Origin of the sequence: Candidatus Sodalis pierantonius str. SOPE, assembly GCF_000517405.1 — a bacterium.
GTDB lineage: Bacteria > Pseudomonadota > Gammaproteobacteria > Enterobacterales > Enterobacteriaceae > Sodalis_C > Sodalis_C pierantonii.
In genome coordinates, this window is record NZ_CP006568.1 from 2,903,344 (window position 1) to 2,918,122 (window position 14,779).

The 14,779-nt window shown below is 54.5% G+C and carries 10 protein-coding genes and 3 pseudogenes; 8 read left to right on the plus strand and 5 right to left on the minus strand.

Features of this window, described 5'->3' with window-relative positions:
• Positions 1-924: an IS5 family transposase gene (locus tag SOPEG_RS14650; RefSeq protein ID WP_025245907.1), complete on the minus strand. Its 924-nt coding sequence runs from the start codon at positions 922-924 to the stop codon at positions 1-3.
• 75 nt (positions 925-999) lie between these two features.
• Between SOPEG_RS14650 and SOPEG_RS14655 the strand changes: the two are divergent.
• The 3 genes and pseudogenes from SOPEG_RS14655 to SOPEG_RS14665 form a co-directional block, all read left to right on the plus strand.
• A pseudogene (locus SOPEG_RS14655) lies at positions 1,000-1,431 on the plus strand (oligosaccharide flippase family protein); the annotation flags it as partial.
• Positions 1,432-1,509: 78 nt separating this feature from the next.
• Positions 1,510-2,718 (plus strand): IS256-like element ISSoEn2 family transposase, encoded by a 1,209-nt coding sequence (locus SOPEG_RS14660; RefSeq protein ID WP_025245908.1) that lies wholly within the window; start codon positions 1,510-1,512, stop codon positions 2,716-2,718.
• 22 nt (positions 2,719-2,740) lie between these two features.
• A complete protein-coding gene (locus SOPEG_RS14665; protein WP_025245909.1) occupies positions 2,741-3,304 on the plus strand; it encodes an MATE family efflux transporter in 564 nt (187 codons plus the stop codon).
• Between the two features lie 219 nt (positions 3,305-3,523).
• On the opposite strand, the pseudogene asmA reads toward SOPEG_RS14665, so the two are convergent.
• From asmA to udk, 3 genes and pseudogenes are all read right to left on the minus strand, one after another.
• Positions 3,524-5,330: pseudogene (asmA, locus tag SOPEG_RS30940) on the minus strand (outer membrane assembly protein AsmA).
• A 45-nt stretch (positions 5,331-5,375) separates the two neighbouring features.
• Positions 5,376-5,957 (minus strand): dCTP deaminase, encoded by a 582-nt coding sequence (gene dcd, locus SOPEG_RS14675; protein WP_025245910.1) that lies wholly within the window; start codon positions 5,955-5,957, stop codon positions 5,376-5,378.
• 80 nt (positions 5,958-6,037) lie between these two features.
• A pseudogene (gene udk / locus SOPEG_RS14680) lies at positions 6,038-6,678 on the minus strand (uridine kinase).
• Between the two features lie 285 nt (positions 6,679-6,963).
• Between udk and SOPEG_RS14685 the strand changes: the two are divergent.
• Positions 6,964-7,593: a phosphatase PAP2 family protein gene (locus tag SOPEG_RS14685; RefSeq protein WP_417903419.1), complete on the plus strand. Its 630-nt coding sequence runs from the start codon at positions 6,964-6,966 to the stop codon at positions 7,591-7,593.
• Between the two features lie 112 nt (positions 7,594-7,705).
• Here SOPEG_RS14685 and apbC read toward each other — a convergent pair whose 3' ends face one another.
• Positions 7,706-8,815, minus strand: coding sequence for an iron-sulfur cluster carrier protein ApbC (apbC, locus tag SOPEG_RS14690; protein WP_025245911.1), 1,110 nt, complete (start codon positions 8,813-8,815; stop codon positions 7,706-7,708).
• Positions 8,816-8,998: 183 nt separating this feature from the next.
• On the opposite strand from apbC, the gene metG reads away from it, so the two are divergent.
• The 4 genes from metG to istB all read left to right on the plus strand — a co-directional run bounded on the left by metG (position 8,999) and on the right by istB (position 14,772).
• Entirely contained in the window at positions 8,999-11,038 is a 2,040-nt protein-coding gene (gene metG / locus SOPEG_RS14695) for a methionine--tRNA ligase (protein WP_025245912.1), read from the plus strand.
• A 196-nt stretch (positions 11,039-11,234) separates the two neighbouring features.
• Positions 11,235-12,215 (plus strand): MFS transporter, encoded by a 981-nt coding sequence (locus SOPEG_RS14700; protein WP_051419758.1) that lies wholly within the window; start codon positions 11,235-11,237, stop codon positions 12,213-12,215.
• A 245-nt stretch (positions 12,216-12,460) separates the two neighbouring features.
• A complete protein-coding gene (gene istA, locus SOPEG_RS14705) occupies positions 12,461-14,011 on the plus strand; it encodes an IS21-like element ISSoEn3 family transposase (RefSeq protein WP_051419761.1) in 1,551 nt (516 codons plus the stop codon).
• Positions 14,012-14,022: 11 nt separating this feature from the next.
• Positions 14,023-14,772 (plus strand): IS21-like element ISSoEn3 family helper ATPase IstB, encoded by a 750-nt coding sequence (istB, locus tag SOPEG_RS14710; protein ID WP_025245914.1) that lies wholly within the window; start codon positions 14,023-14,025, stop codon positions 14,770-14,772.
• Positions 14,773-14,779: the final 7 nt, after the last annotated feature.

Sequence of the window (14,779 nt, forward strand, 5' to 3'; positions counted from 1 at the left end):
TTACATGATGCGGACGCTGTTTGGCATTCCTAACAGTGTGATCCGGTTAAGTGCTTTAACCATTGCCATTGCCTCACCTACCTGCGCGTCATAGTCATGCAGACTCAGATGACCACCCAGAAGTGTTTTAAACCGGAACATGGCCGTTTCAGCCAGTGAACGCCGGTGATAACCTACTTTCTTTTTCCAGGTATCGTTATTGCCACTCAGATGCTGATTTGCCACTGCATGGTTACGCTCATAGTATCGAGCTGGCCAATATTGCGCACCACTTCGCGGTGGGATAAGCGGCTTTATTTTTTTCCTCAGCAGAGCATCATGACAGTAACGCGTATCGTAAGCACTGTCAGCCGACGCTTCCCTGATTTTCCGGTGGGTTTGGTTAATCAGCCCGAGCAGCGCCTGCGCATCTGTCGTACCGCTTAGCGATAAATCGGCACAGATAATTTCATGTGTCGCGCTATCTACTGCCAGATGAAGCTTGCGCCATACTCTGCGCCTCTCAGTCCCATGCTGCCTGACTTTCCATTCGCCTTCGCCGAAGATTTTCAGGCCGGTGCCATCGATGACCAGGTGTGAGATTTCGCCGCGGGTTGGCGTTTTTATGCTGATGTCGAGGGTTTTTGCTCGCCGGCTGACCAGAGAGTAATCTGGGCAGCGCAGCGACAGCCCCATCAGTTTAAAAATCGCGTCAACGAAACCCTGTAACGCCCGGAGCGAAAGGTTAAACGCGCACTTTATCATCAGAACCGTGGTAATGGCCATATCGGTGTAGTGAAGCGACCGGCCACGATGTTCAGGTGGTGTACTCTCAGTCCATGCAGCAATGGCTAACTCATCAAGCCATACTGTCAGGTCCCCCCGCTGCCTGAGCGCATTGTTGTATGCGGGCCAGTTGGTGATTTTAAACTTTTGCTTTGCCATGGGGACCTGATGTTGAAACGAATGTAGTGATCAGAGCCGCCAGTCACCTAAAAGTTCGATTTATTCAACAAAGCCTTAACCAGCCTCAATTTCTTGATCTTAGGCGGCTTATCTCAATATCAAGCCCACTTCATTAAAATCAAGAAAGTCGTTTTGCTGGTGCGCATCGAGATGTTCTCCAAGCTGATAGCGTTTATGTTGACGGTGGCGCTGTTGTATTTTACGCCGTTACGTCCTGCAGCAGTCATTCTCGGATTATTTACTAATGCATTGATTAAACTCATTTGCATGCTTTATTTTAGCGAGAAGAGCTGGCATCCCACCTTTGAATTTTCAGGTGACACGTTCAAAGCTGCGTTGAAATATGGCAGTTTTCAATTAGGATCACAGATAATTAATCAATTTCTCACCCAGGCGGATTCTTTATTGCTGGCAAAATTCCTCGGGCCAGACGTGCTGGGGATATACTCACTGGCAAAAGATTTGGTTCTGCAACCCTTGAAACTGGCTGACGAGCCTGTTTAGAAATTTGTGTATTTGCCTGATTTTGATATGTTCAATCCAACATCAAAAACAGGTTAATTTATGGACGAAAAACAGTTGCAGGCTCTGGCTAACGAACTGGCCAAAAATCTCAAAACCCCTGAAGATCTCAGTCACTTCGATCGGCTGCTGAAAAAAATTAGCGTCGAAGCAGCTCTCAATGCCGAAATGACCCATCACCTCGGCTACGATAAAAATCAGCCTAAACCGGGGACCAACGCCCGCAACGGCTATTCCACAAAAACCGTTACCACTGGCGATGGCCCGCTGGCGCTGCGTACTCCGCGCGATCGTGACGGTTCCTTTGAACCGCAACTGGTGAAGAAGAACCAGACCCAGATTACCGGGATGGATAACCAGATTTTATCGTTGTACGCCAAAGGGATGACCACCCGCGAGATCGCCGCCGCGTTCAAAGAGCTGTATGACGCCGATGTCTCGCCGGCGCTGGTCTCAAAGGTCACCGATGCGGTCATGGAGCAGGTTGTCGAATGGCAAAACCGGCCCCTGGATGCAGTCTATCCCATTGTTTATCTTGACTGTATCGTTCTAAAAGTCCGGCAGGACAGCCGCATCATCAACAAATCTGTGTTCCTGGCGCTGGGCATCAACATCGAAGGCCAGAAAGAGTTGCTAGGTATGTGGCTGGCCGAAAATGAAGGCGCAAAGTTCTGGCTGAACGTGCTGACAGAGCTGAAAAACCGCGGCCTGAACGATATCCTTATCGCCTGCGTAGACGGGCTGAAAGGTTTCCCTGACGCTATTAACGCGGTGTATCCGGAGGCGCGGCTCCAGCTGTGTATCGTACATATGGTGCGCAACAGCCTGCGGTTCGTCTCCTGGAAGGACTACAAGGCCGTCACCCGCGACCTGAAAGCTATCTATCAGGCCCCTACGGAAGAAGCCGGCTTGCAGGCGCTGGAAGCGTTCTCCAGTGCCTGGGACATCCGCTACCCGCAAATAAGTCGAAGCTGGCAGGCAAACTGGGCCAATCTGGCCACGTTCTTTGCCTACCCAACGGACATCCGCAAGGTGATCTACACGACCAACGCCATCGAGTCGTTAAACAGCGTGATCCGGCATGCCATCAAAAAGCGCAAGGTGTTCCCGACCGACGACGCAGTGAAAAAGGTGGTGTGGCTGGCGATACAGGCGGCCTCACAGAAATGGACAATGCCTTTGAGGGACTGGCGCATGGCAATGAGCCGCTTTATTATCGAGTTCGGTGACCGCCTGGACGGTCACTTCTGAGAAAAGGCATTTACACAGAATCGTGTACAGGGTCCTGCTGACGCCTGTAATAAATCGTCTGGCCCTTCCCCGCTTCGCTGAGAAACAAAGTTCAGAAAGCGAACTGAAAAAGATTTATCTTAATTCTACGTTCGCTATTTGCTCCTCTAGCACACTGCTGTTTCTAATCATCGGCATCTTTGCGCCGACGGTCGAGAGAATTCTCTATGGTGCTCACCATGAGCAGGTTGCGGTACTGATACCTTACATGTTGCTGCTTGGCGTCCTAAGACCCATGGGTGGTTTGACGGGGGCAATCACGCAGGCAAACGGTAAAACCCACATTGAATTTTATTGGAATATTATTGCCGGCGTCGTCATGCTCGGGATCTTGGCGTTGGCCCTGCTGAGCAAAAATATTCTCGTCATTGCCTCTGCATTGTCCATTTCCCAGGTAACCATCTCGTTCTTGGTTTATCCCTTTTTCATCAAACCTATTGTGGATGTGGGGCTTTTACCCTACTTACGTAACTGGTTACCGACAACCATTGTCGTTACTTTGATTATCTTCCTGATCAATCACTATCAACTTTATATCAGCTTATAACCTTCAAACACTGCCAACGGGCAGCGTTTTTTTTTGATGGCCGATCTATCTTCCTTGTTCCTTTCCGGCCTGCCATAGGCAAAATGATGCTCTACATCAAGATGACCCCTTCGTTCCTTCGCTCACGGCCTCGCGCGCTCTTTCACCGCTATTTTGTAACGCAGCAACGAACGCTTGGCCGCAATGGGTAGCCGTCGACGCCATCATCGTTAGGGCGTCTCACCTTTCTCTGGTTTGACGTTCCCATTCCTTAAGCCTTTTTTTCACTTCATCCTCCAGGCGCTTACGCAGGAGTTGATCCACATTGAGCTGATAATTCAGCCCCTCCCAAGGACCATACACCCGCAACGGAATCGCGGTGGAGGTAAGCATGCTCACCAACTGCGGATCCCCTTTCCAGCCCTGCAATACCCGTATCTGTAGATTCACGTCGCATTGGCGCTCCGGTAGATTCAGGGTGCCATTGCCGGTAAGCGCCAGCAGTTCGGAATCCCCCGCCAAATCGTCAAGCCGCAGGTTGCCCTGATTAAGGGTGGCGTTGGCGGTAAGCTGGCGCACTTGTGAATAACGCTCGTCGCGTTCCTCGGCCGCCACACTGCCGTTGGTGCGCGTTACCGCCCTTTGAATCAACTGCGAAATGTTCAGCCCTTCCAGTTTGGCGTTATCCAAAGTCATGGCGGCCGAACCCTGCCAACCGCGGGCAAAATCCATCGCGGTGAAATTATGTCCCCACACCTCTCCTTGCAGGGAGAGTTGGCCGGTTAGCGTCTGGGGCAATGCAAACGCTTTCAGCAGCGGGCCGAGCGCGACGCGGGAAAATTGCGGATGCAAATGGAACAGGGGCTGTTTCCCGGTGGCATCCAGCGTGCCGGGCAAATTAAACTCCCCTTCGCCAAGTTTGCCGGTAAATGTGTTCAGGCTCAGCTGTCCACGGCGGTTGTCCGCCTTCACGTTGAAATCGATCATTGTCAGACCGTGATAAATGACGTTTTGCGCGCGCAGGCTAAGCTGACCGCTAAAATCATTAGGATTGGACAGCGCGTTATCCGTTAGGGCGCTGTTGGCTATCACCGGTCGCCCCGTGGTGGCGCTTTGATTCTGCGCCCGCGCGTCGTTGCCGTCGGCAGGCGGCTGCAGCCCCAGCAAAGTGTCCAGATTCAGGGTCTTCGCCGCCAAATCCAGTTGATACACCGGCGCATCCCCCAGCCGGGCGCTTATCTGCCCACTTAACTCACTGTCGTTGGCGCTGAAGGTCAATTCACCGAGCGTTAACGACTGATTGACGGCGGAATAATCGGCATTGAAGGCGCCTTCGCCTTCCAATGCCCTGCTCCGGCAGACCATTGGCGCGCAGCCGATAGCTGAATTTATCCATATGGGCGCTAACCTGGCGCGGGTATTGACTGAGATCCAGGCTACCGTTGAGGGAGACCGTCAGATCGCGTTGATCGCGATTGAGACGACCGGAAAATTCGATACTCGCTTTGCGTGCGTCGTCCTGCTTCATTTGCAAATTCAGATCGCGCAAATTGAGTTGTTCATTATCATCGCGCTGCCAAATAAGTAAGCTGTCAGCGACCTGCAGGCTGCCGATATTCCAGGACCAGCCGCTGCCCTCTTCCGGCTCCGGCGTACCCGCCGGCGCGATGGGGGCATTCTCGGGACGACGGGCCGCGCTGTCCGGGGTTAACGTGATGACCGCCCCTTTCAACATGACCTGTTTTACCGACAATTGATGGGACAACAGCGGCCACAGCGCCACGTCCAGGCGCATATTCTCCGCGCTGACCAGCGGAAGCTTCGCACCGGGGGCGGTAAGTTTCATACGTCCCGCGAGAATGCTCAATTGCGGCCAGGCATGCCAGCGCAAATCTCCCTCTAGCGCCAAATGATAGCCGCTGCGCCGTTCCACCTGGGTGATCATATAGCTGCGAAAATCGTTGGGATTGATTAGCGCCACCATGGCCGTCAACCCGGCCACCACCACCACCAGCAAAATGAACAGCGTCGTCAGTAATCTTCTCATGCGGTCCTCTTTCGTTATTACCCGATGCCACAGGCCTCTGACGATTCAGTCCTTGTCGATCCGACTGGCCACGGCGCCCTGCTGATTGCGATATTTGGCATCTTCGCGCCTATTATAGGGGCGGGCCGCGGGACCGCTCAGGGGTTCAAAACTCAAGGCGCCTATCAGCATCCCGGGACGCAACGCCAGCGGCAACTTACCTGAATTATAGGACTCCAGCACGATTCTACCCTGCCAGCCGGGATCGATCCGGTGCGCGGTCACGTGAACCATCAGGCCCAGGCGCGCCAGCGAGGAGCGCCCGTCCAGCCAACCAACCAGATCATCGGGCAATGTGACCGATTCCAGGGTCGCCGCCAGCGCCAGCTCGCCCGGATGCAGAAAAAAGGCTTCGCCTTCGGCCAGTTGAATTTCGTCGCTCATCACCCGGTCCAGCGCCGCGGCTACTTCATCTTTGGGCCCGCTGAGATCGATATACGCCGCGGTATGGCCCCGAAAGACCCGGAACTGGTTACCCAGCCGGACATCCACCGTGGCCCCGTTAATCCTTTCTTGCGGCGGGCGCGGCGAGATGGCCAGTCGGCCCTCATCCAGCCAGATCTCTATATCACGGTCGCACAGTCTCATCGCTTGTCTCTCCATAAGGGCGTGAATGTGGGGTTGCCGCCACGGCGGCAGCCGGTCAGGTCTCAAATACTACACGGGAATTATTCGAAAAACTGACTGATCTTCGCTTTTAAAATATCGATGGCAATCCGGTTCTTACCGCCGCGCGGGATAATGATGTCAGCGTATTGCTTCGACGGTTCAATAAACTGCAAAAACATCGGACGGACGGTACGCTGATATTGCTCTATGACGGAGTCCATTGAACGTCCGCGTTCATTACGTCGCGTTTCATACGGCGCATCAGACAAATATCCAGCGGCATATCCACAAAAATAGAAAAATTCATCTCCTGACGCAGGCGTAAATCGGTCAACAACAATATCCCTTCCAGGATAATGACTTTTTTGGGCCGCAGGTGAAGGGTTTCAGGACGGCGGGTATGTTCTACATAACTGTAGACCGGCATCTCGATTGCCAAGCCCGCCTTCAGCATCTGGATATGTTGAAATAGCAGGCTATGATCCATAGCGTTCGGGTGGTCGTAATTGGTTTTGACCCGTTCCGGCATGGTCATGCCGCTTTGATCTTTATAATAGCTGTCTTCGGGAATGATGCCGATATGCCCATCGCCAACCTGGTCGCACAACTCCCGGTAAAGCGTGCTGGCGATAAGACTTTTTCCTGAGGCGGATGCGCCGGCAATGCCGATAATAACGCACTGGTGGGGCTTGTCAGTCATACAATCAAGGGCCTGATAATATAAGAATGCCTCGGCGGTGAGGCTGCAATTTACGCGGCAATTATAGGGTGCGGGGCAATCGCACGCCAGCATTACCGGGCCGCGGGACGCTCGGGCGGGGATTTTTTTACCGCCGGTGCGGTTTGCGCCGCCCAGTTTAAGACTATTCATACTGGAGCTGCTAAAGTCATACGGGTAAAGTTGCCCGTCGTGGCCGCGGCCGTCGGCCGTATCTTATGAGGGATTCCATGAATTGGCACTGGTTTACTTTTTTTTGGCGACAGCATGCTGTTACTGCCTTGCGCGGGATTGATCGTCGTGGTTTTACTGCTGAAAGCGGATACCCGTCAGGCCTGCTGGCAATGGCTGCTGCTGTTCTGCCTCGCCGGCGGCGTCGTTTGCGCCTCGAAATTGGCTTTTATGGGCTGGGGGATCGGCAGCCGCGCTTATGATTTTACGGGATTTAGCGGTCATTCGGCGCTATTGGCCAGTATCTGGCCGGTCATGCTTTGGATCCTGTTTAGCCGCGCGCGTCCGGCGCTGCGCGCCGCGGCGGTGGGCGGCTACCTGCTGGCGCTGGTGATTGGCGTTTCACGGTTGATAATTCAGGCGCATTCGCTGTCTGAAGTCGTGTCCGGACTGGCGTTGGGTTACTTGATAAGCAGTTCTTTCCTGCTGTTGCAGTATAGCCGGCATACGCATATCCGTTTTCTGAGCAACGGTCAGTTCGTGGCGATGCTTATTTTACCGCTGTTGCTGGTGGCTCAGGGCAAAAAAGCGCCGACCCAGAATCTGCTGGAACAGATAGCCCTCAGCGTGGCGCCGGTTACCAAAGTCTATACTCGCGAGGATTTGCATCGCGCACGCCCGGCGTTAACGCCGGATCGCGCTTTGCGGCCGGCGCCGGCGAGCTAAACGCCCCTTAAGGCTGGCGCTCGTCAAAGCGGCAAGCTAAACGCTTGCCTCGGCGCTGAGAGAGGATGAGGCCGCGACAAAAATCGCTCATGTCCCCCCGGCGGGGACGTTATTAAACGGCTTTGATGGCAATCTCCGTCGGGATGACCTCTCCCTGCCAATAGAGTTGCGCCACCACCTGCCCCGCCAGTTGGCGATAGATTTCGGTAAATTCGCTCTCGGGGCGGCTCACCACCGTCGGCTCGCCGCGATCCAGATCCTCGCGCAAGCTGATGTGCAACGGCAGTTGGCCAAGCAGCGCGCACTGGTACTGTTCCGCGAGCTTTTCCGCGCCGCCGGAGCCGAAAATGGCTTCCAGATGGCCGCAATGACTACAGATATGCATGCTCATGTTTTCCACGATACCCAGTACCGGCACGCCGACCTTGGCAAACATCACAATGCCCTTGCGCGCGTCGGCCAGCGCAATGTCTTGCGGCGTCGTCACCACCAGCGCGCCGGTCACCGGAATATTTTGCGCCAGCGTCAGTTGGATATCGCCGGTGCCGGGAGGCATATCCAGTATCAGATAATCCAGCTCCGGCCACAGAGTATCGGTGAGCAGCTGTAAAAGGGCTTTACTGGCCATGGGACCACGCCAGACCATGGCGTTGTCCTCGGTGACCATATAGCCAATGGAGTTGGTGGCCAGACCGTGGGCCATAATCGGCGCCATATGCTGCCCATTCGGTGACGTCGGGCGCTCGTGGGTGGTGCCCAGCATGGTGGGAATCGAGGGGCCGTAAATATCGGCGTCCAGCAGTCCGACGCGTCCCCCTTCTGCCGCCAGCGCCAGCGCGAGATTGACGGCGGTGCTGGATTTGCCCACACCGCCTTTGCCGGAGCTTACGGCAATTAAATTGCGTACGCCATTAACGCCCGCCTGATCCTTGACCCTTTTCATCGTGGCGATATTATGTAACAACTTCCAGTCGATGGCGGTGGCGCCGGTCAGACGCAGCAGTTCGGCGCTGGCGCTTTCCTGCAGCTCCGCGAAACCGCTTTGCCAGGCAAACGGCATGACGAGCTCAATATGCAGCGTGCCGTCGAGCAGCGCGCTATGATGCAATGCTTTCAACACGGTTAAATCGCATTTCAGCGTCGGGTGTTTGAAGGCGCTCAGTACGCGGTTTATCTGCTCGCGCAGTGCCTCTGAGGTGGTTTGTCGCGCAAAAGGGTTCATCCCGGCTCCTTTGGGTTCTGTTTAGAGGATGAGTAACCATTAGCCTTAGCATAACAGGGCTCATCGGCCGCAGCGGAAAAAAGTTCGCCGGCGGCGGGCGCGCATGCCGCTTGTTTACGTGAGGTATCGCTATCGGTTACCATCGACTGCCCTTATGACACTTAACGAAAGCCAACTCCTACCATGACTCAAGTCGCGAAAAAAATATTGGTAACCTGTGCGTTACCTTACGCTAACGGTTCTATCCATCTCGGCCATATGCTTGAGCATATACAGGCGGATATCTGGGTCCGTTATCAGCGAATGCGCGGCCATCAGGTTTATTTTATCTGTGCCGATGACGCTCACGGCACGCCGATCATGCTTAAGGCGCAGCAATTGAGTATGGCGCCGGAAGAGATGATTAACGAAATGAATCTGGAGCATCAAACGGATTTTGCCGGCTTTGGCATCAGCTATGACAACTACCATTCGACCCATAGCGAGGAGAATCGCCAATTGTCGACGCTGATTTATCAGCGGCTGAAAGAAAACGGTTATATTAAGTCGCGGACCACTTCCCAGTTGTTCGATCCCGAAAAAGCCATGTTCCTGCCCGATCGTTTTGTGAAAGGCAGTTGTCCCAAATGCCATTCGCCCGATCAGTACGGCGACAATTGCGAGGTCTGCGGCGCCACCTACAACCCGACGGATCTCATCAATCCAAAATCGGCGGTGTCGGGCGCAACTCCGGTGATGCGGGAATCGGAACACTTTTTCTTCGATTTGCCCGCCTTTAGCGACATGCTGCGCGCCTGGACACGCTCCGGCGCGCTGCAAGAGCAGGTGGCCAATAAAATGCAGGAGTGGTTCGAGTCAGGATTGGAACAGTGGGACATTTCCCGCGACGCGCCCTATTTTGGCTTGGAAGTACCGGACGCGCCCGGCAAATATTTTTATGTCTGGTTGGACGCGCCCATCGGCTATATGGGCGCATTCAAAAATCTTTGCCAAAAGCGTAGCGACCTTCGCTTTGACGAGTTCTGGGAGGTCAATTCCCAAACCGATCTTTACCATTTCATCGGCAAGGACATTGTCTATTTTCACAGCCTGTTCTGGCCGGCCATGCTGGAAGGCAGTCAGTTCCGCAAGCCGACCAATTTATTTGTCCACGGCTATGTCACCGTCAACGGCGCCAAGATGTCCAAATCCCGCGGCACATTTATCAAGGCCAGCACCTATCTGGCGCACCTGGATGTGGACTGCCTGCGTTATTACTATGCCGCCAAACTGTCGTCGCGCATCGATGATATCGACCTAAATCTGGAAGACTTTGTTCAGCGGGTCAACGCCGACATTGTGAATAAAGTGGTCAACCTGGCCTCACGTAACGCCAGCTTTATCAATAAACGTTTTGACGGTCAGTTGGCGGCCACGGTGGCCGATCCGGCGCTGTATGCGACCTTTGTCAATGCCGCGACGTCGATTGGCGAAGCATTCAACAGCCGTGAAACCAGCCGCGCCATTCGCGAAATCATGGCCCTGGCGGACTTGGCTAATCGCTATGTGGACAAACAAGCACCCTGGGTAGTGGCGAAACAGGAGGGCCGTGAGGCAGATCTGCAAGCTATCTGTTCGATGGGGATCCAACTGTTTCGGGTGCTGATGACTTATTTGAAACCGGTACTCCCCTCGCTGGCGGCGCGGGCGGAAGCTTTCCTCGCTTCACCGCTCACCTGGGACGCGGTGTCCACACCGCTGGTGTCCCACCGCATCAGTCCGTTCAAGGCGCTGTTTAGCCGAATCGAACCGGCGCAACTGGAGGCCGTTGTCGAGGCATCGCGCCAGGAAACGGCGGCGGCCGGCGCGGCGGCGGTAGAGCCGAAAATCGCGCAAACCGAGCCCCCCATCGCCGCCACAATTGCGTTTGATAATTTCGCCAAAGTGGATATGCGCGTAGCGCTGATTAAGCGCGCCGAGCACGTGGAAGGTTCGGATAAGCTGCTGAAGCTCACGCTTGATCTCGGCGGTTCAAGCCGTCAGGTGTTCTCTGGTATCCGCGCCGCTTACCCCGATCCTCAAGCGCTGGAAGGGCGCCTGACGATAATGGTAGCCAATCTGGCGCCGCGTAAGATGCGCTTTGGCGTATCGGAAGGCATGGTGATGGCCGCCGGCCCCGGCGGCAAGGATATCTTCCTGCTCAGCCCGGATGCCGGGGCGCTGCCCGGCATGCCGGTGAAATAACGCGCACCGCACGTTCTCGGGCGACGGTGGTTTTCGCCGCCGCTCGAGCATTTTCCTTCAGTCGATCTCCCCTCGTTTCCACCGCCATCCCTCGCGCGTTCATTTCCCAAATCTTATTCCTGCCCGCCGCTGTTCAGTTTACCGGAAAGTCGTTATTCTGAATGCCGATGCAAAATAATCATGGATGTGTGTTGTCATGAAAGGATCTCCGCCGCTTATCAAAGCGCTTCTGCTTATATCGCTAATATTAACCATCGGACGCGGACTCACGCTGCCGTTTCTGGCCATTTTCCTCTCGCAGCAGCGCGGTATGACGCCCGGACAGACGGGACTGGTGCTGGGGATGAGTCTTATGCTGGCCATAGTGTTAAGCCTTTATGGCGGCTATTGGGTGGATCGCTTCAATAAGCAGCGGCTGATTCTGTGCGCCATGACAAGCTTTGCGGTCAGCTTTTTCTTATTGCCGTCTACCGCGTCAGTCATATTGCTTATCGTTTTGATGGGTATGATTAACTTTGCCTATTCGCTGTTCAGCCTGACCCTCAAGGCTACGCTGGCGGAGTGGCTGCCGGTGAGCGAGCGCATTAAGGCGTTCTCCGCTAACTATACGCTGGTCAATGTCGGTTGGGCTATCGGACCGCCGCTGAGTGTAACCATGGCCAGCACGCATCCCTTATCCCCTTTTTTGTTGGCCGGCATATTGAGCCTGTTGGCCACCTTGCTATTGGGAAAAGCGATGCCGGGCTTCGGGCCGCCGCCGGCGAATAGTGACGACCAGCGGCCCCCCACGGAGCGTCAGACGCCTAATTTCCGTCAAACCCTGACCATTTTACGCCAGGATCGGCGGCTTATCTGGTTTACCCTGGGCGGTACCTTGGGCAGCCTGGTGGGCAGTCAGTTCGCCAGCTGTATTTCCCAATATCTGATGGTGGCCTTCAATCCCGACTTTGCCTATAAAGTCGTGAGGATCATTTTGCCGGTCAACGCGACTATTGTCGTGACATTGCAATATCTGGTAAGCCGCCATATCACGCGCGGCGCGCTCATGAAATGGCTGATCGTCGGCAGTGTTTTTTTCTGCTGGGCCTGGCGGGGATTATTTTCGCACAGCGCATGTTACCGCTTTGGGTGCTGGCCGTTGCCCTATTTTCTTTGGGAGAAATTATTATTCCCGTAGAATACATGTTTGTCGATTTCATCGCCCCGCCGCACCTCAAAGGCAGTTATTATGGCATGCAAAACTTAAGTAGTCTGGGCGGTGTTGGTTCCGGTCACATCCGATCACTGATTCCGATTTCACCCGATCACTAATTCTGATTTCATCCGATCACTGATTCCGGTCGCCCGATCAGCGATTCCGATTCTGTCCGATCGCTCATCTTCTGTTCCGCCATACTCTGGAGACTTTTAGCTTCCGGGGGCATGGCACGTAAAAAGAAGAAAGCGAGAATGGAAATGTGCATCTATATTAATGTCTTACGTATGAAATTCGAGCAGCGTCGCTCGAATCGCACTATCGCAGCAGCGCTCGGCATAGGCTGTACTACCGTGCACGATATCCTCGGCCGATTCACGGTAGCTAACCTGGTCTGGCCATTGCCGGCGGAACTGTCCCCCGTCGACCTCGACCGCCTGCTCTATCCCGGCAAATCCGGAAAAGTTATCAATACCTTACCCAGCTGGCTTGATATCGATACCGAGTTAAGCCGCAAGGGCATGACCAAGCAGCTGCTCTGGATGGAATATCAGTCCGCCGTGGGCGGTGATGCCCTCGGTTACTCACAGTTTTGTGCACTGTTCCGTGACTGGAAAAAGAAGCAGCGGCGTTCCATGCGCATGGAGCACAAGGCTGGCGAAAAGCTCTTCATCGACTTCTGTGGCCCCACCGTACCTATCGTCAACCCTGCGACCGGTAGCGTACGCCAGGTCGCTATCTTCGTCGCTGCCATGGGCGTGTCAGGCTATGCGTATATCGAAGCCTGCGAAGGCCAGGACATGGCATCGTGGCTCAACGCCAATAGCCGCTGCCTGCACTTCATGGGTGGGGTTCCGGAGCTGATGATACCTGATAATCTGCGCAACGCTGTCAGCACCCCTGACCGCTATGAGCCGGTCATAAACCAGAGCTACCAGGCGCTGGCAAATCACTATGAGACAGTGGTGCTACCGGCGCGCCCGAGAAAACCGAAAGACAAGGCGAAGGCAGAATCAACTGTGCAACTGGTAGAACGCTGGGTTTTGGCCCGGTTGCGTAAACGTAGGTTCTACTCGCTGGCCGAACTCAACCAGGTGATACGAGAACTCAATCATGAGTTGAATCTGCGCCCGATGCGTCATTACGGCGGACAAAGTCGCCTTGAACGCTTCGAGCAGCTGGACAAACCGGCTCTTGGGCCTCTACCGCCCACACAATGGGAATACAGTGAGTATCTCGTTGCCCGAGTGGGACCTGATTACCACATAGACTACGGCAAAAACTGGTACTCGGTGCCGCATCCGCTGGTTGGCGAGCGCGTTGACGTCATCGCCACCCAACGGCTGGTGCAAATCCACCATAAGGGCGTCTGCGTGGCTACGCACCCTCGCAGCGATAACGCCTATAGGCACACGACTCAGGCGGCGCACATGCCGGCTAACCATAAGGGGCAGAGTCAGTGGACGCCGGAAAGGCTGTGCAGTTGGGCGCTGTCGGTGGGTGTGTGCACACTGAAAGTGGTCGAGTCCATCCAAAAGAGCAAAGCCCATCCGGAGCAGGCTTACCGCTCCGTGCTGGGGCTACTCAATCTGCAACGGCGCTATGAGACGACGCGACTGGAGAAGGCCTGCGCGCTGGCGTTGGAGAAAGGGTGCATTAACCGCTCTTTCATAGCCAACGTATTGAAACACGGTCGTGAAAGTGAGGTCACCCAGGACGGAGCCGGCGTATCAATGCTGGTTCACGAAAACCTCCGAGGTCCGGACAGTTATCACTAAAGAGAATAAATATGGATACACTGTTAATGGCTCTGCGAGAGCTGAAGTTGTCGGCAATGGTCCAGGCGTTGGAGACGCAACGCGAACTCCCGGGGAGTTATGGGGAGCTGGGGTTCGAGGAGCGGTTGTTGCTGATGGTAGAAGCGAAAAATTTGCATAGAAAAAACAACCACATATGCCGTCTGCGACGGCAATCGCAAATGCGCTTGCAGGCAAAACCGGAAGATATCCGCTATATCCCTAACCGAGGAGTGACACCGGAACAGATGCGAGATCTGCTAGGGGGACAATATCTGAAATATCAGAAAAGCATACTCATCACGGGGCCGACAGGTACGGGCAAAACCTGGCTCAGTTGTGCTCTTGGTGAGCAGGCATGCCGGCAGCAATATAGCGTGCGTTACTGGCGAGTGGGTCGGTTGCTGGCCCATCTTCACCAGTGTCAGGTAGACGGGACCTATCTAAAACAGCTTAATCAGTTAGAAAAAATAGAGTTACTGATCTTGGACGACGTGGGCCTAGAATCAATAAGTCCGATGCAGGCAACGATGCTGTTGGAGGTGATGGAAGATCGCTACGACAAAAGTAGCAGCATCCTGATCAGTCAACTGCCGGTGAAAAAATGGTATGGACTGATAGAAAACCCCACGACAGCTGACGCGTTACTCGATCGGTTAGTACACCCCAGCTATAGACTGGAACTTAAAGGCGAATCACTACGCAAAGAGCAAGGAGTAGCCAGCACAGGAAAAATAGACTAAACCCGAG